Annotated in this window: 12 protein-coding genes; 9 read left to right on the top strand and 3 right to left on the bottom strand. The window is 64.7% G+C overall.

Annotated elements, in window-relative coordinates; all coding sequences use genetic code 11:
* Positions 1–203: 203 nt before the first annotated feature.
* From DPM35_RS03060 to DPM35_RS03050, 3 genes are read right to left on the bottom strand one after another with little or no spacing between them, the layout of a single operon-like run.
* Positions 204–1,127, bottom strand: a complete 924-nt coding sequence (locus DPM35_RS03060) for a carbohydrate kinase family protein (RefSeq protein WP_112125828.1) — start codon at positions 1,125–1,127, stop codon at positions 204–206.
* Positions 1,124–1,570 (bottom strand): RbsD/FucU family protein, encoded by a 447-nt coding sequence (locus tag DPM35_RS03055; RefSeq protein ID WP_112125827.1) that lies wholly within the window; start codon positions 1,568–1,570, stop codon positions 1,124–1,126. Before DPM35_RS03055 ends, DPM35_RS03060 begins: the two co-directional genes overlap by 4 nt.
* Positions 1,571–1,572: 2 nt before the next feature.
* On the bottom strand, positions 1,573–2,796 hold the full coding sequence (locus DPM35_RS03050; RefSeq protein ID WP_112125826.1) for an ROK family transcriptional regulator: 1,224 nt from the start codon (positions 2,794–2,796) through the stop codon (positions 1,573–1,575).
* 266 nt (positions 2,797–3,062) lie between these two features.
* Here DPM35_RS03050 and DPM35_RS03045 point away from each other — a divergent pair, with 266 nt between their 5' ends.
* From DPM35_RS03045 to glgX, 9 genes are all read left to right on the top strand, one after another.
* Positions 3,063–4,040, top strand: coding sequence for a sugar ABC transporter substrate-binding protein (locus DPM35_RS03045; protein WP_181591926.1), 978 nt, complete (start codon positions 3,063–3,065; stop codon positions 4,038–4,040).
* Positions 4,041–4,198: 158 nt separating this feature from the next.
* Positions 4,199–5,263: an ABC transporter permease gene (locus tag DPM35_RS03040; RefSeq protein WP_112125824.1), complete on the top strand. Its 1,065-nt coding sequence runs from the start codon at positions 4,199–4,201 to the stop codon at positions 5,261–5,263.
* Positions 5,264–5,265: 2 nt separating this feature from the next.
* Positions 5,266–6,048 carry an ATP-binding cassette domain-containing protein gene (locus DPM35_RS03035; RefSeq protein WP_112125823.1) on the top strand — a complete coding sequence of 261 codons (783 nt, stop codon included), beginning with the start codon at positions 5,266–5,268 and terminating at the stop codon, positions 6,046–6,048.
* A 139-nt stretch (positions 6,049–6,187) separates the two neighbouring features.
* Positions 6,188–8,650, top strand: a complete 2,463-nt coding sequence (locus tag DPM35_RS03030) for a glycogen/starch/alpha-glucan phosphorylase (protein WP_112125822.1) — start codon at positions 6,188–6,190, stop codon at positions 8,648–8,650.
* A gap of 155 nt (positions 8,651–8,805) precedes the next feature.
* On the top strand, positions 8,806–11,019 hold the full coding sequence (gene glgB / locus DPM35_RS03025) for a 1,4-alpha-glucan branching protein GlgB (protein ID WP_112126220.1): 2,214 nt from the start codon (positions 8,806–8,808) through the stop codon (positions 11,017–11,019).
* Positions 11,020–11,082: 63 nt separating this feature from the next.
* The gene (glgC, locus tag DPM35_RS03020; RefSeq protein ID WP_112125821.1) at positions 11,083–12,348 is read left to right on the top strand and encodes a glucose-1-phosphate adenylyltransferase; all 1,266 of its coding nucleotides are present in this window, start codon (positions 11,083–11,085) and stop codon (positions 12,346–12,348) included.
* A 136-nt stretch (positions 12,349–12,484) separates the two neighbouring features.
* On the top strand, positions 12,485–13,930 hold the full coding sequence (gene glgA, locus DPM35_RS03015; protein WP_112125820.1) for a glycogen synthase GlgA: 1,446 nt from the start codon (positions 12,485–12,487) through the stop codon (positions 13,928–13,930).
* Between the two features lie 3 nt (positions 13,931–13,933).
* Positions 13,934–15,562 carry an alpha-D-glucose phosphate-specific phosphoglucomutase gene (locus tag DPM35_RS03010; RefSeq protein WP_112125819.1) on the top strand — a complete coding sequence of 543 codons (1,629 nt, stop codon included), beginning with the start codon at positions 13,934–13,936 and terminating at the stop codon, positions 15,560–15,562.
* A gap of 196 nt (positions 15,563–15,758) precedes the next feature.
* Positions 15,759–17,729 (top strand): glycogen debranching protein GlgX, encoded by a 1,971-nt coding sequence (gene glgX / locus DPM35_RS03005; protein ID WP_112125818.1) that lies wholly within the window; start codon positions 15,759–15,761, stop codon positions 17,727–17,729.
* Positions 17,730–17,745: the final 16 nt, after the last annotated feature.

The following is a 17,745-nucleotide window of genomic DNA, read 5'->3' as shown; positions in this document are numbered from 1 at the left end:
GCGCGGCTGAGAAAGCCGGCCGGGTCCGGGGCAAATTGCTTATGTGTCGCAGCCTGTTACCGCTCTTTGCCGGCGCAACGCCCGAAGAAGCCGGAAAACCGAGCTAAAAAGAGCATTTTCAATGCCTTTTATCGCGTCGTTCCAACTTCAGAAACATAAAGTGATCGGCTGGGGCAGATCTTCCGACCAATCCGGACAACGGCTCAGGCGATTTCGTGCCGCCAGGGCGGATTGGCGCCGGCCCGCGAAACCGTCACGGCGGATGCCTTGGCGCCGAGCTCCAGCGCGTTGCGGATGGCGTCCTCGGAGAGGCTGCCGATCGCCGCCTTGGTGAGCAGCCCCTGTTCGTGCAGCGAGGCAAGGATGCCCGCATTGAACGTGTCGCCGGCGCCGACCGTGTCGACCACCTTAACCTTTTGCGGCATGACCGTGACCTTATGCGCCTTGCTGTAGCCGACGGCGCCTTCGCTGCCATGCGTGACGACGATCAGCTTCGGCCCGCGATCCAGCCAATTGCGCACCACATCCTCATGCGAGCCGGCCTCGTCGAACCATTTGAGGTCCTCGTCCGAGAGCTTGACGATGTCGGCCATCGCCATCATCTCGCGGATGCGTCTGAGATGCTTGGCCTTGTCCGGGATGAAGTTCGGCCGGATGTTGGGATCGAGCATCATCACGCGGGTTTCGTGCTCGCGCCGCATGAACTCCTCATAGGCCGACCCGGCCGGCTCGGAGATCAGGCTGATCGCGCCGAACAGCATCGCCTCGATCTCGGCGCCGAGCTTCGGCAGGTCCTCGACGGTCAGCATGCGCCCGGCGGTGTTCTCGTCATAGAAGGTGTAGGTCGCCTGGCCGTTGTTAAGCCGAACGAAGGCGAGCGTGGTCGGGCGAGGGGACGTGTGCGCATAGGTGGAGCTCACCTTGCTGGCGCCGAGCGCGTCGCGGAACTGGCCGCCGAACAAGTCTGAGGAGAGGCCCGAGAAGAATCCCGCCGGGGCGCCGAGCCGGCCGAGCGCGATCGCCGAATTGAACACCGCCCCGCCGACATAGGGCGCGAAGGCGGCTTCGCCTTCGGTCGTGATGCGCGGCAGCATGTCGATCAGGGCTTCGCCACAGCAGAGGATCATGTCGTCTTGGTCTCCGGCGGATGGATCACGCCCTTGCGGATGATGATGTTGGCAAAAAGCCTGGGTTCGCTGGTCGCGACGATAGCATGCGCGGCCTTGACGCGTGCATAGAAGTCGGGCCCGGCCAGCGCAACCACCTTATGACCCGGCACGCGTCTGGCGCAAACCGCTTCCATCTCGCGATGCACGGGGTCTGCCAGCGCCGGGTCGCCGTTGACCGAGGCACGGAACAGCGCTTCCGGCACCGCCTCGTCCACCGGCAGCACGCTGAGCACGGCGTCAAGCACCGGGATGATATGGTGGCCATCCGCGCGGATCAGCCGGCGCGCCTGTTCCTCTGCCGGATAATTGCCGTCGACGATTGCGATCTCGTCGCCATGGCCCATTGCCCTGAGCGTCGCCAGGAACTGCGGCCCGAGCAGTGAGGGGATGCCGATCAGCATGGTCAGGCGCCCCCGGATGTGTTCCGCCCGACCAGGAAGCGCTCGGAAAGCGGCAGGCTGGCGCCGCCCAGCGCCCGCGCATGGATGCCGACAGTTCCCTCGCGCACGAAGGGCAGCTTCAGTCCCTCGGCGTCGATGCCGGAAATGGCTTGCCGGATTGCCTCGACAAGACGGCGCCGCACGTCGAGCGGCATCCAGCCGTCGATCACCGCCGCTTCGAAATCGATGACGGACGAGGCCGCGACGATGGCATAGGCAAGCGCGCGCGAGGCGCTGGCGATCCACTCGTCGAGCTCGGCGCCGATGTCGCCCCATTCCTGCGGCGAGGTCCACAGATAGGAGCCGTCGATGCCTTTGGCGGAAAGCGCTTTCTCCAGCATCGCGATCGAGGCGACGTCGATGAGCTGCGTCGGCTTGCCGTCCGGCCCCGGCACCGGCATCGATCCGAGCGCGCCGGCGTTCCCCTTCGGCCCGCTGTAAAGACGGCCATTGAGAACGATGCCGCCGCCGGCAAAGGCGCCGATATAGAAATAGACGAAGTCGCGCGCCGCGCCCGCCTGGCCGAAGACAAGCTCGGCGCCGCAAGCCGAGGTCGCGTCGTTCTGCAGGTAGACGGGGAACTCGCACTGCGCCTGGATGTCGGCGCGTATGTCGCGATGGCGCCATTCCTCCATCACGTCGCGCGGCGCGCCGGCCGTATCGGCCCAGTTCCACAGTTCGAACGGCATGGCGACGCCGAGCCCGGCAATGCGTTTGTCCTGCGCCGGCGTCAGTTCGCCGCGCATCGTCCTGATGCCGGCGGTGACGAACTCGACGGTCTCGCGCGGCGCGGGATAGCGGTAGGAGTGCTGCAGCATGGCGCGCACATTGCCGAGGAAGTCGATCAGCACCAGCTCCGCGCTGCGGCGACCGATCTTGAGGCCGATGAAGAAGGCGCCTTCGGGGTTCAGCGCCATCGGGATCGAAGGCTGGCCGATCTTGCCGCGCAGCGGCGCCTGGCGGACCAGCAGCTTGTCTTCCTCGAGCTCGCGCATGATGACCGACACCGTCTGGGCCGACAGCCCGGTCATGCGCGCGATATCGGATTTGGCCAGGCTGCCGTGCTGGCGCACCAGGGACAGCACCAACCGCTCATTATGGTCGCGCATGCCGCTTTGGTTGGTGCCGCGATGCAGCCGGCGCTCCAACGCCTCGGGCGAACCGTGCCTCGCAATGCCGGTCTCCACCCTGTTCCTCCCGTCTGTTTCCCCGCGATGCTTTTCGTTCAGAATGAGTGAACGGCGCAAGAGTGTCAATAATAAATAAGAGTGATTTAATTATTGACAGCCGTTCTGTCCTGGTGTTTTTTGAGATGTGTCCACGCTGGGAGAAAAGGTGGACGCGCTTGAGGCGCCGGGTGGCCGGCGTCCGCAACAGTTCCATTGGGAGGAAAATCGTGACCAAGAAATCACTGCTGAAGTCTACCGTGTTTGCGGCCGCCGGCTTGGGCCTGATGGCGTTCGCTTCGTCGGCATCGGCCGCGGGCGTCGGCGCCTGCCTGATCACCAAGACCGACACCAACCCCTTCTTCGTCAAGATGAAGGAGGGCGCGACCGCCAAAGCCAAGGAACTCGGCGTCGACCTCAAGACCTATGCCGGCAAGATCGACGGCGACAGCGAAAGTCAGGTGGCGGCGATCGAAAGCTGCATCGCCGACGGCGCCAAGGGCATCCTGATCACCGCGTCCGACACCAAGGGCATCGTGCCGACGGTGAAGAAGGCGCGTGACGCCGGCCTGCTGGTGATCGCGCTCGACACGCCGCTCGATCCGATCGATGCCGCCGACGCCACCTTCGCCACCGACAACCTCGAAGCCGGCAAGCTGATCGGCGCCTGGGCCGCCGCGACGCTCGGCGACAAGGCCAAGGACGCCAAGATCGGCTTCCTCGACCTCACCCCCTCGCAGCCGACTGTCGACGTGCTGCGCGACCAGGGCTTCATGATGGGCTATGGCATCGACGTTAAGGACCCCAACAAGATCGGCGACGAGACCGACCCGCGCATCGTTGGCCATGACGTCACCAACGGCAACGAGGAAGGCGGCCGCAAGGCGATGGAGAATCTCCTGCAGAAGGACAACACCATCAACGTCATCCACACCATCAACGAGCCCGCCGCTGTCGGCGCCTATCAGGCCCTCAAGGCCGTTGGCCTCGAAAAGCAGGTGCTGATCGTCTCGGTCGACGGCGGTTGCCCGGGCGTGAAGTCGGTTACCGAAGGCGTGATCGGCGCCACCTCGCAGCAATATCCGCTGCAGATGGCCGCGCTCGGTATCGAGGCCATCGCCAAATATGCCAAGGACGGCACCAAGCCGAAGCCGACCGAGGGCAAGAACTTCTTCGACACCGGTGTCAACCTCGTGACCGACAAGCCGGCCAACGGTGTCAAGTCCATCGACACCAAGGAAGGCCTCGCCAAGTGCTGGGGCTGATGTCCGCCTGAGCGCACAAACCTTGCGGCTGGGGGCTTGATCCCCGGCCGCATCGGGTGGACGATGCATTTTCGTAAGCGCTGATAAGCCCGGCGACAGACCGGAATGCGTAAACGCGGCACGGAGCCATGACGAAGTTCCGTGAGACGGGAGGAGATATGTCTCAAATTCAGGAATTCGAGAAGGTTCTCTCGGGCAGCGATACCAGCGTCGCCGCCTTCGAGGAGCACGGCAAATCGTTTGTGAAGCGCGCCCAGCACTTCCTGCATTCCACGCCGGCGGCGGTGCCGCTGATCGTGCTGGTGCTGTCGATCATCATCTTCGGCATCGCTATCGGCAGCCGCTTCTTTTCATCCTACACGCTGACGCTGATCCTGCAGCAGATCGCCATCGTCGGCATTTTGGGCGCCGCCCAGACGCTGGTCATCCTCACCGCCGGCATCGACCTTTCGATCGGCGTGATCATGGTGATCTCGGCCGTCATCATGGGCAACTGCGCCATCACCTACGGCATGCCGACCATCCTGGCCGTGCTTCTCGGCCTTGCCGCCGGCGCGGCCTGCGGCCTGCTCAACGGCCTGCTCGTCGCCTACATGAAGCTGCCGCCTTTCATCGTCACGCTCGGCACCTGGAACATCGTCATGGCGACGAATTTCATCTATTCGGCCAATGAGACGATCCGCGACGCCGATGTCGACGCCCAGGCGCCGCTGCTGCACTTCTTCGCGCTGAGCTTCAGGGTCGGTTCGGCCGTGCTGACGGCCGGCGTCATCGCCATGGTCCTGCTGGTGATGCTGCTCTGGTATGTGCTCAACCACACCGCCTGGGGGCGCCATGTCTATGCCGTCGGCGACGACCCCGAGGCGGCCAAGCTTTCCGGCATCCAGACCAAGAAGGTGCTGATGGCCGTCTACACGCTTGCCGGCCTGATCGCCGCCTTCGCGGCCTGGGTCTCCATCGGCCGCAACGGCTCGATCTCGCCGTCCGCCGCCGTCACCGACTACAATCTGCAGGCGATTACCGCGACGGTGATCGGCGGCATCTCGCTCTTCGGCGGCCGCGGCTCGATCCTCGGCACGCTGTTCGGCGCCATGATCGTCGGCGTCGTCTCGATGGGCCTAAACATGCTGGGCGCCGATCCGCAATGGAAAGTGCTGCTCACCGGCGTGCTGATCATCGGCGCCGTTGCGATCGACCAGTGGATCAGAAAGGTTTCGGTGTAATCATGACCCAGCAGCCTGTTCTTACCGCGCGCGGCCTCACCAAGCGCTACGGCCGCGTGACGGCGCTCAACAACTGCGACTTCGATCTCTATCCGGGCGAGATCCTGGCGGTGATCGGCGACAACGGCGCCGGCAAGTCGACGCTGATCAAGGCGATCTCGGGCGCGGTGATCCCCGATGAGGGGGCGATCGAGCTCGATGGCAAGCAGGTGCTGTTCCGCTCGCCCATCGAGGCGCGCGAGGCCGGCATCGAGACCGTCTATCAGAACCTCGCTTTGTCGCCGGCGCTGTCGATCGCCGACAACATGTTCCTTGGCCGCGAGATCCGCAAGCCGGGCCCGCTCGGCAGTTGGTTCCGGATGCTCGACCGTCCGGCGATGGAAAAGCGCGCCCGCGACAAGCTCACCGAGCTCGGCCTGATGACCATCCAGAACATCAGCCAGGCGGTGGAGACCTTGTCCGGCGGCCAGCGCCAGGGCGTGGCGGTGGCGCGCGCCGCCGCCTTCGGCTCGAAAGTGGTTATCATGGACGAACCGACCGCGGCGCTCGGCGTCAAGGAAAGCCGGCGCGTGCTGGAGCTGATCCTCGACGTCAAGAAGCGCGGCCTGCCGATCGTGCTCATCTCGCACAACATGCCGCATGTCTTCGAGGTGGCCGACCGCATTCACATCCACCGGCTCGGGCGCCGGCTCTGCGTCGTCGATCCCAAGCAGGTCTCGATGTCGGATGCCGTCGCGCTCATGACCGGCGCCAAGAAACCGCCGGAGGATGCGCTGGCGGCTTGATCTCCAGGAATGGGTCAATTGCAGCAGGCGGGCGACGGCTCGATCACTAAATCGATTGAACGCATGCTGCAATGCGATAGGATGGGCTGGGAGGAACGGCGAAAGCCGCTATGATCAGGCCAAATGAACGAGAGGCGAAATGACATCCGCCATGACGATCGAAGTCCCTGTCCTTGACAATCCCGATCCCAAGACGCTTGCCGAAGAAGTCTTGATGTCGCTCAAATACCGGGTCGGCAAGGACACCACCGTCGCCACGCCCTATGACTGGCTGACCGCCTCGATCAAGGTGGTGCGCGACCGCATCGTCGACCACTGGATCCAGGCGACCAAGGAAGCCTACGACCAGCAGGAAAAGCGGGTTTATTACCTCTCGCTCGAATTCCTGATCGGCCGCCTGATGCGCGACGCCTTCTCCAATCTCGGCCTGATGGAGAACATGCGCGAGGCGCTGTCCTCGCTCGGCGTCGACCTCGACCTGATCGCCGGCCTCGAGCCGGACGCAGCGCTCGGCAATGGCGGCCTCGGCCGTCTCGCCGCCTGCTTCATGGAAAGCATGGCGACCGTCGACATCCCCGCTCATGGCTACGGCATCCGCTACGCCAATGGCATGTTCCGCCAGGAAATCCAGGGTGGCTGGCAGGTCGAGTTGCCGGAGACCTGGCTCGATCACGGCAATCCATGGGAGTTCGAGCGGCGCGAGCGCTCCTTCGAGGTCGGCTTCGGCGGCTCGGTGGAATCGATCACTTCCAAGGACGGCCGGCTCGAGCGCCATGTCTGGAAGCCGACCGAGCACGTGCTTGCCGTCGCCTATGACACGCCGGTGGCCGGCTGGCGCGCCAACCGCGTCAACACGCTGAGGCTCTGGTCCGGCATGCCGATCGACCCGATCCTGCTCGACAAGTTCAACGCCGGCGATCACATCGGCGCGCTGGCCGAAAGCAACAAGGCCGACGCGCTGTCGCGCGTGCTTTATCCGGCCGATTCCCACATGGCCGGCCAGGAACTGCGGCTGCGGCAGGAGTATTTCTTCTCGACCGCTTCGCTGCAGGACATCGTCCAGCGCCATCTCAGCCAGTATGGCGACCTGAAGTCCTTGCCCGACAAGGCGGCGATCCACCTCAATGACACGCATCCCGCGGTCGCGGTGCCGGAGCTGATGCGGCTGCTGATGGACGTCCATGGCATGGATTTCGACCTTGCCTGGGGCATTACCAAGCGCACCTTCGGCTACACCAACCACACGCTGCTGCCCGAGGCGCTGGAAAGCTGGCCGGTGCCGCTGTTCGAGCGGCTTTTGCCGCGCCACATGCAGATCGTCTACGCCATCAATGCGCAGGTTCTGCTGGAGGCGCGGGCCACCGGAAAATTCTCGGGCGAGCAGATCGCCCGGATTTCGCTGATCCAGGAAAATGGCGACCGCCGGGTGCGCATGGGCAACCTTGCCTTTGTCGGCTCGCATTCGATCAACGGCGTCTCGGCGCTGCACACCGAACTGATGAAGGAGACGGTGTTCGCCGATCTCCACAAGCTCTATCCCGACCGCATCAACAACAAGACCAACGGCATCACGCCCCGCCGATGGCTGATCCAGTGCAATCCCGGCCTCACCGCGCTTGCCCGTGAGGTGATCGGCGACCGCTTCATGGACGACATCGAGAGGATCAAGGATCTCGATCCGCTCGCCGACGACGCGGCCTTCCGCGAAAAGTTCGCCGCCGTGAAGCGGCAGAACAAGGCGCGGCTCGCCAACCTCGTCGCCGACCGGCTGGGCATCCGGCTCGACCCGTCGGCGCTGTTCGACATCCAGGTCAAGCGCATCCACGAATACAAGCGCCAATTGCTCAACATCCTGGAGGCCATCGCGCTTTACGACCAGATCCGCTCACATCCCGAGCGGGAGTGGATGCCGCGCGTGAAATTCTTCGGCGGCAAGGCGGCGCCCAGCTACCACAACGCCAAGCTGATCATCAAACTGGCCAACGACGTCGCAAAGGTCATCAACGGCGATCCGTCGGTGCGCGGCCTGCTGAAAGTCGTGTTCGTGCCGAACTACAATGTCAGCCTGGCCGAGGTGATGATGCCGGCCGCCGACCTTTCGGAACAGATCTCGACCGCCGGCATGGAAGCGTCCGGCACCGGCAACATGAAATTCGCGCTGAATGGCGCGCTGACCATCGGCACGCTCGACGGCGCCAATGTCGAGATCAAGGAACATGTCGGCGACGACAACATCTTCATCTTCGGCCTCACCACCGCCGAAGTCGCCGAGCGGCGCAGCAACGGCTACAATCCGCGCGGCGTGATCGAGGCTTCGCCGGAACTGTCACAGGCGGTGTCCGCCATTTCCTCCGGCGTCTTCTCGCCCGACGATCCGGGCCGCTACCGCGACTTGATGAACGGCCTCTACCAGAGCGACTGGTTCATGGTGGCGGCCGACTTCGATTCCTATGCCGCCTGCCAGCGCGAGGTCGACGCCGTCTGGCGCAACAGCCCCGACTGGTACACGCGCGCCATCCGCAACGTCGCCCGCGTCGGCTGGTTCTCGTCCGATCGCACAATCCGCCAATATGCGAAAGATATCTGGAACGTGCCCGTCTGATATGATTGCATGAGCCACGAAGAATGTGGCCCAGGTGCATGTCGCCCAAAAGTGCGTAGCGGTTTTGGGGCTACGACACGCACCAAGACAAAGAACAGCGCATGCCGGACCAAGGCATGCGCCAGAACAAGATGCCCGGGGAGGGCGACCGCTTGATGAGGAAGCCGCGCGCGACCGCTGCGACAAGCGGGCCGGACGAACTGGCGCCAGCCGGTGATGTCGCGGCGATTGTCGCCGGAACGCATGGCGATCCTTTCGCGGTTCTGGGCGTGCACGAGGCCGGCAAGGGCTTCTTGGCCCGCTGCTTCGTGCCCAACGCCGAATTCGTCACCGCCTATACGCTGACCGGCAAGGAGGCCGGCGAGCTGTCGCGCCGCGACGATGCCGGCTTCTTCGAGGGCAAGGTCTCGATCCGCAAGCGCCAGCCGCTGCGCTATCATGCCAGGAATGCCGGCGGCGACTGGTGGCTGACCGATCCCTATTCCTTCGGCCCGGTGCTGGGACCGATGGACGACTATTACATGGCCGAGGGCTCGCACTTACGGCTATTCGACAAGCTCGGCGCCCACATCATCAACCATGAGGGCGCCACCGGCGTGCATTTCGCGGTCTGGGCGCCCAACGCCCGGCGGGTCTCCGTGGTCGGCGCCTTCAACGACTGGGATGGCCGCCGCCACACCATGCGCGACCGCAAGGATACCGGCATCTGGGAGCTGTTCATTCCCGATATCGGCGCGGGTCAGCCCTACAAGTTCGAGATCATCGCGCCCGACGGCGTGCGCCTGCCGCTCAAGGCCGACCCGTTCGCCTTCGAATCGGAACTGCGCCCGGCGACCGCCTCGGTGACGGCGCCGCCGATAGCGCATCAATGGGGCGACGAGGCGCATCGCGGCTACTGGCGCAAGGCCGATCCCCGGCGCGAGGCGATCTCGATCTACGAGGTCCATGCCGGCTCCTGGCAGCGCCGCGACGACGGCACGTTCCTCTCCTGGGACGAGCTCGCCGCGCGGCTGATCCCTTACGTGGTCGAAACCGGCTTCACCCATATCGAGTTCCTGCCGATCTCGGAGCATCCTTACGACCCGTCCTGGGGCTACCAGACCACCGGCCTTTATGCGCCGACCGCCCGTTTCGGCGACCCCGACGGCTTCGCCCGTTTCGTCGACGGCGCGCACCGCGCCGGCATCGGCGTCATCCTCGACTGGGTGCCGGCGCATTTCCCGGTCGACGAGCACGGGCTGGTGAAGTTCGACGGCACCGCGCTTTACGAGCATGCCGATCCGCGCCAGGGTTTCCATCCCGACTGGAACACCGCGATCTACAATTTCGGCCGCCGCGAGGTGGTATCTTTCCTCGTCAACAACGCGCTGTTCTGGGCAGAGAAATACCATGTCGACGGATTGCGCGTCGACGCCGTCGCCTCGATGCTCTACCTCGATTATTCGCGCAAGGCGGGCGAGTGGATTCCGAACGAGAAGGGCGGGCGCGAGAACCTGCAGGCCGTCAGCTTCCTGCAGAAGATGAACAAGGAGCTCTACGGCCACCACCCCGGCGTGATGACGATCGCCGAGGAATCGACCTCATGGCCGAAAGTGTCGCGTCCCGTGCATGAGGGCGGGCTCGGCTTCGGCTTCAAGTGGAACATGGGCTTCATGCATGACACGCTGGAGTACCTTTCCAAGGAGCCGATCTTCCGCAAGCACCACCACAACGACATCACCTTCGGCCTGGTCTACGCTTTTTCCGAAAACTTCGTGCTGCCGCTGTCGCATGACGAGGTCGTGCACGGCAAAGGCACGCTGCTCCACAAGATGGCCGGCGACGACTGGCAGAAGTTCGCCACGCTGCGTGCCTATTACGCCTTCATGTGGGGCTATCCCGGCAAGAAGCTCCTGTTCATGGGCCAGGAATTCGCCCAGCGCCGCGAATGGAGCGAGGAACGCGCGCTCGACTGGGACCTGCTCGAATTCGCGCCGCATCGCGGCGTCTGGCAGACGGTGCGCGACCTGAACTATCTCTATCGTTCGCGCCCGGCGCTGCACGCGCGCGACTGCGAGCCGGAAGGCTTTTCCTGGCTGATCGTCGACGATCGCGACAATTCGGTCTTCGCATGGTTGCGCAGCGCCCCGGACGGCAACCCGATCGCCGTCATCTCCAATTTCACGCCGGTGCCGCGCGAAAACTATCGCGTGCCGCTGCCGAGGGCGGGAAAGTGGCGCGAAATCATCAATACGGATGCCGCCGACTATGGCGGCTCCGGCATGGGCAATGGCGGCGCGGTCAAGGCGAGCGGGGAAGGGGGCAGCGTATCGGCGACGATGCTTCTGCCGCCGCTGTCGACGATCATGCTGGAATTCGTCCCGGACTGAAGCAGATGATATCTCAGCCTGCTGAGGTTTCGGTCCGGGCAGCTTATTTGGGAGGGTAACAAAATGGCAGAACTCAAAAGAACCCAGCCGCTGGCGCGCGACGCCATGGCCTATGTGCTGGCCGGCGGCCGCGGCAGCCGCCTCAAGGAGCTGACCGACCGGCGCGCCAAACCCGCCGTCTATTTCGGCGGCAAGACGCGCATCATCGATTTCGCGCTCTCCAACGCGCTGAATTCTGGCATCCGCCGCCTCGGCGTCGCCACCCAGTACAAGGCGCATTCGCTGATCCGCCACCTGCAGCGCGGCTGGAACTTCCTGCGGCCCGAGCGAAACGAAAGCTTCGACATCCTGCCCGCTTCGCAGCGCGTTTCGGAAACGCAATGGTATGAAGGCACGGCCGACGCCGTCTACCAGAACATCGACATCATCGAGGCCTACGGTCCCGAATACATGGTCATCCTCGCCGGCGACCACATCTACAAGATGGACTACGAGTTGATGCTGCGCCAGCATGTCGACGCCGGCGCCGACGTCACCGTCGGCTGCCTGGAAGTGCCGCGCATGGAGGCGACCGGCTTCGGCGTCATGCATGTCGATGCCAAGGACAACATCATTGCCTTTGTCGAAAAGCCGGCCGATCCGCCCGGCATCCCCGACAAGCCGGAATTCGCCCTCGCCTCGATGGGAATTTATGTCTTCAAGACCAAGTTCCTGATGGAGCAACTGCGCCGCGACGCCGCCGAACCCGGCTCCAGCCGCGACTTCGGCAAGGACATCATCCCCTATATCGTGCAGCACGGTAAGGCGATCGCGCATCGCTTCGCAAAGTCCTGCGTCCGCTCCTCGCATGAGTCCGAGCCCTACTGGCGCGACGTCGGAACCGTGGACGCCTATTGGGAAGCCAATATCGACCTCACCGACGTCACGCCGGAACTCGATCTCTACGACCGCGACTGGCCGATCTGGACCTATGCGGAATTGAAGCCGCCGGCAAAATTCGTGCATGACGAGGATGGCCGCCGCGGCGAGGCGATCTCCTCGCTGGTCTCCGGCGACTGCATCGTCTCCGGCGCCTCGCTGCGCCGCAGCCTGATCTTCACCGGCGCGCGCATCAATTCCTACTCCAAGCTCGAGGAGGTGGTGATGCTGCCCGACGTGACTGTCGGCCGCAACGCGCGCCTCAAGCGCGTCGTCATCGACCATGGCGTGCAGATCCCCGAAGGACTGGTCGTCGGCGAGGATCCGGCGCTTGACGCCAAGCGTTTTCGCGTATCGGAAAAGGGCATCTGCCTGATCACTCAGGACATGATCAACAAGTTGTCGACCTGATAGGGTTGATCAAGCCGTCAACCCGCTAGGGTTGATCGGCAAAGCTGTCGACCTGATCGGGTCGATCGGCAAGCTGACGACTTGATCAACAGATTGTCACTTTGACCTGTCACGTTGAGATCGGAATGTGGAGCGCATGCAGGTTCTGTCGGTCACGCCCGAAATCTTCCCGCTGATCAAGACCGGAGGTCTCGCCGACGTGACCGGCGCCTTGCCGATCGCGCTGGCCGGCAAGGGCGTGGCGATGCGCACGCTGGTCCCCGGCTATCCCGTGGTGATGGCGGCCTTCGCCAAGAAGAAACCCGTCTACCAGTACCCGCTGCTGCAGGGTGGCAAGGCCTCGGTCCATGCCGTCAAGGTCGGCGATCTCGACCTCTTCGTGTTGGACGCGCCGCATCTCTTCGATCGTCAGGGCGGCCCCTACGGCACGGCATCCGGCGCCGACTGGCCGGACAATTGGCGGCGCTTCGCGGCGCTGAGCCAGGTCGGCGGCGACATTGCCGGCGGCGTCATCTCCGGCTACCAGCCCGACATCGTGCACGCCCATGACTGGCAGTCGGCGATGACGCTTGCCTATATGCGCTACGGCAAGGCGATCGGCGTGCCGTCGCTGATCACCGTGCACAACCTTGCCTTCCAGGGTCAATTCGGCGCCGGCATCTTCGGCGAACTCGGCCTGCCGGCCGTGGCCATGCAGCTCGACGGCGTCGAATATTACGGCGGCGTCGGCTATCTGAAGGCCGGTCTCCAGGCCGCCTGGGCGATCACCACGGTGAGCCCGACCTATGCGCAGGAAATCCGCTCGCCGGAATTCGGCATGGGCCTCGACGGCCTGATCAACATGCGCGCCACCGACCTCTATGGCATCGTCAATGGCATCGATGTCGACATCTGGAATCCCGAGACGGACAAGCATCTGGTCGCCAACTATTCGGCCGAAACGCTTGCCGCGAGGGCCAAGAACCGCAAGGCGGTCGAAGAGCGCTTCGGCCTGGAGGCGGACGGCAGCCCGATCGTCTGCGTCGTCAGCCGGCTGACCTGGCAGAAGGGCATGGACATCCTGGCCGCCGTCGTCGACGGCATCGTCGCCGCCGGCGCGCGCCTCGCCATCCTCGGCTCGGGCGACGCCGGCCTTGAAGGCACGCTGCTTGCCGCCGCCGCGCGCCATCGCGGCCGCGTCGGCGTCGTCGTCGGCTACGACGAGGGCCTTTCGCATGTCATGCAGGGCGGCTGCGACGCCATCATCATCCCGTCGCGCTTCGAGCCTTGCGGGCTGACCCAGCTCTACGGCCTGCGCTATGGCTGCGTGCCGGTCGTCGCCCGCACCGGCGGTTTGGCCGACACCATCATCGACGCCAACGAGGCGGCGTTGTCGGCAGGCGTCGCCACCGGCTTCCAGTTCGCCCCCAACAATGGCGGCGCCATGCTTCATGCCATCCAGCGGCTGGTCGAGCAGCATGCGCGGCCGGCCACCTGGGCCTCGATCCAGCGCCAGGGCATGAAGGCCGATGTCTCCTGGGACAAGAGCGCCGAAAAATACGTCGAACTCTATCGCTTGCTGCTTTCGAAAAGGGCTGCCTGAGGCATGATAAAAACCGTCCCCACCAAACCCTACACCGACCAGAAGCCCGGCACGTCGGGCCTGCGCAAGAAGGTGCCGGTGTTCCAGCAGGAGCACTACGCCGAGAACTTCATCCAGTCGATCTTCGACGCGCTGGACGGCTTTCAGGGCAAGACGCTGGTGATCGGCGGCGACGGCCGCTTCTACAACCGCGAGGTCATCCAGAAGGCCATCGCCATTGCCGCCGGCAACGGCTTCGGCAAGGTGATGGTCGGGCAGGGTGGCATCCTCTCGACGCCGGCCGCCTCCAACGTCATCCGCAAATACAAGACCTTCGGCGGCATCATCCTGTCGGCCAGCCACAACCCGGGAGGCCCGCACGAGGATTTCGGCATCAAGTACAATGCCGGCAATGGCGGCCCGGCGCCGGAAAAGATCACCGACGCGATCTTCGCCAAATCGAAGGAGATCAAGAACTTCAAGATCGCCGATATCGGCGAGATCGACATCGACACGATCGGTACCGTCAAGGCCGGCGACATGACGGTCGAGATCATCGACCCGGTCAAGGACTATGCCGAATTGATGGAAAGCCTGTTCGACTTCGAGGCGCTGCGGAATCTGTTCAAATCAGGCTTCCGCATGCGCTTCGATGCCATGCACGCGGTGACCGGGCCCTATGCCAAGGAGATCCTCGAACGCCGGCTCGGCGCGCCGGACGGCACCTGCCGCAACTTCAAGCCGCTGCCGGATTTCGGCGGCCATCACCCTGACCCGAACCTCGTGCACGCCAAGCATCTCTATGACGAGATGATGGGGCCCGACGCGCCCGACTTCGGCGCGGCCTCCGACGGCGACGGCGACCGTAACCTGATCATCGGCAAAGGCATTTTCGTGACACCGTCGGACTCGGTGGCGATGCTTGCCGCCAATGCCAAACTGGCGCCGGGCTACAAGGAGGGCCTGAAAGGCATCGCCCGCTCGATGCCGACCAGCGGCGCCGCCGACCGCGTCGCCGAAAAGCTCGGCATCGGCATCTACGAGACGCCGACCGGCTGGAAGTTCTTCGGCAACCTGCTCGACGCCGGCATGGCGACCATCTGCGGCGAGGAAAGCGCCGGCACCGGCTCCAACCATGTGCGCGAGAAGGACGGCCTGTGGGCCGTGCTTTTGTGGCTCAACATCCTTGCGGCGCGCGGCGAGAGCTGCAAGCAGATCGTCACCGAGCACTGGGCGACCTACGGCCGCAACTACTATTCGCGCCACGACTATGAAGAGGTCGAGAGCGACCGCGCCAACGCGCTGGTGGATGAGCTGCGCGCCAAGCTCGATTCGCTCCCCGGAACGAGCGTGCGCGGCCTGAAGATCGCCAAGGCCGACGATTTTGCCTATCACGATCCGGTCGACGGCTCGGTGAGCAAGAACCAGGGCATCCGGATATTGTTCGAAGGCGGCTCGCGCGTAGTACTGCGCCTTTCCGGCACCGGCACCTCTGGAGCGACGCTGCGCGTCTATATCGAGCGCTACGAACCGGACAAGGCCAGGCACGATCTCGACACGCAGGAAGCGCTGGCCGACCTCATCGCCGCCGCCGACGACATCGCCGGCATCAAGAGCCACACCGGCCGCAACAAGCCGAGCGTGATTACTTGAGGGTGGCGGGGCGCGGCTCCCCCTTCTCCCCTTGTGGGAGAAGGTGTCGCCGAAGGCGACGGATGAGGTGTGCTCCAGCTGGGCGCAAACCGGCGCCGGGAACACCGGCGTCCCATTCCTTCCAGCACCCCTCATCCGTCTCGGCGCTGCGCGCCGATCGACCTTCTCCCACAAGGGGAGAAGGGGAGGCGCGCGGATGACCCTCGGCGCCACCATCACCCCCGAAGGCATCCGCTTCGCCGTCTGGTCCTCATCGGCGCGGCGCCTGTGGGTCTCGCTTTTCGACGACAGCGGTGCGCGCGAGATCGACCGGCTGGAGCTGAAGCCGGAAGGCGAGGGCGTGCATGCGCTCCTTGTCCCCGGCCATGGCGACGGGACGCGTTACGGCTTTCGCGCCGACGGCGACTATGCGCCGGAGCGTGGTCTGTGGTTCGACCCGGACAAGCTGCTCACCGACCCCTATGCCGTCGAGGTCGACCGCCGATACCAATATCATTGGCGGCTTGCCGCCAAGCGCAACGAAGGCGCCGACACCGCTTCGCTGATGCCGAAGGCGGTTGCGCGTTCCCTGCCCGAGCCAGTGCCGGCCAAGCCGCCGCTCTTCCAACCCGGCGGCCTGATCTACGAGCTCAATGTCCGTTCCTTCACAAAACTCCATCCGGACGTGCCGGAAGCGCAGCGCGGCACCATCGCGGCGCTCGCCCATCCCGCCATCATCGAGCACCTGAAGCGTCTCGGCGTCTCGGCCGTCGAACTGATGCCGGTCACCGCCTCGATTGACGAGCGGCATCTGCCGCCGCTGGGCCTCAGCAACGCCTGGGGCTACAACCCTGTTACCTTCATGGCGCTCGATCCGCACCTTGCGCCCGGCGGTCTCAAGGAATTGCGCGACACCGTCGCCGAGCTCCGCAAGGCCGGCATCGGCACCATCCTCGACCTCGTCTTCAACCACACCGGCGAGAGCGACCGGCTCGGGCCGACGCTGTCCCTGCGCGGGCTCGATGCGCTGGCCTATTACCGGCATCAGCCGGACGGCAGGTTGGTCAACGACACCGGCACCGGCAACACCGTCGCCTGCGATCATCCGGTGGCGCGCGAGATGGTGCTCGACACGCTCCGTCATTTTGTCCGCCATGCCGGCGTCGACGGCTTCCGTTTCGATCTGGCGCCGGTGCTCGGGCGTGTCGACGGCGCCTTCGATCCGGACGCGCCGCTGCTCGGGGACATCGCCGGCGATCCCGTGCTCGCCGACCGCGTGCTGATCGCCGAGCCATGGGATATCGGTCCGAACGGCTACCGGCTCGGCAATTTCCGCCCGCCCTACCTGGAATGGAACGACCGCTACCGCGACGATGTCAGGCGCTTCTGGCGCGGCGACGCCGGCGCGATCGGCGCGCTGGCGACACGGCTTGCCGGCTCTTCCGATGTCTTCGGCGAGGAAGGCCGGCCGACGAGCCGGACGGTCAACTTCATCGCCGCGCATGACGGCATGACGCTGGCCGATATCGTCGCCTATGAGCGCAAGCACAACGAAGCCAATGGCGAGCAGAACCGTGACGGTCACAACGACAATCTGTCCTGGAACAACGGCGCCGAGGGCGAAACGGACGACGAGGCGATCGCCACGGCCCGTTCCAGCGACCAGCGCGCGTTGCTCGCCGCGCTTTTCGCCTCGCGTGGCACCATCATGCTGACCGCCGGCGACGAGTTCGGCCGCACGCAGAAAGGCAACAACAACGCCTATGCGCAGGACAACGCCATCACCTGGCTCGACTGGGCCGGCCGCGATCAGGCGCTGGAGCAATACACATCGTCGCTTGCCGCGCTGCGGCGCGCCTTTCCGGCGCTCGCGCATACACGCTTTCTCACCGGCGAGCCGGCCGACGGATCGGAAATCCCCGATGTGGCCTGGCTGACCGAGACCGGCGTGCCGCTCGGCGAGTCCGACTGGAACGATGCCGGCCGACATCGCCTCGTCATGCTGCTCGGCGATAGCGAGGGCGAGCGCCTGGCGGTCATGATAAACGGCGATCGTCGTCAATGCGTCTTCACCCTGCCGGCGCGGGATGGATTCGAATGGCGCCCGGCGATCGAGACGCAACCGGTCGATCTGGCCAGGCCGCTGCCTGGCCGCTGTGTGAGTTTCTTGATTGAGCGGCGGCGGTAAAGGTCCGCGCCAGGAA

The organism is Mesorhizobium atlanticum (assembly GCF_003289965.1).
Lineage (GTDB): Bacteria > Pseudomonadota > Alphaproteobacteria > Rhizobiales > Rhizobiaceae > Mesorhizobium > Mesorhizobium atlanticum.
Note: the sequence above shows the minus strand (reverse complement) of the source record. Positions and strands in the feature narration are given on the sequence as shown.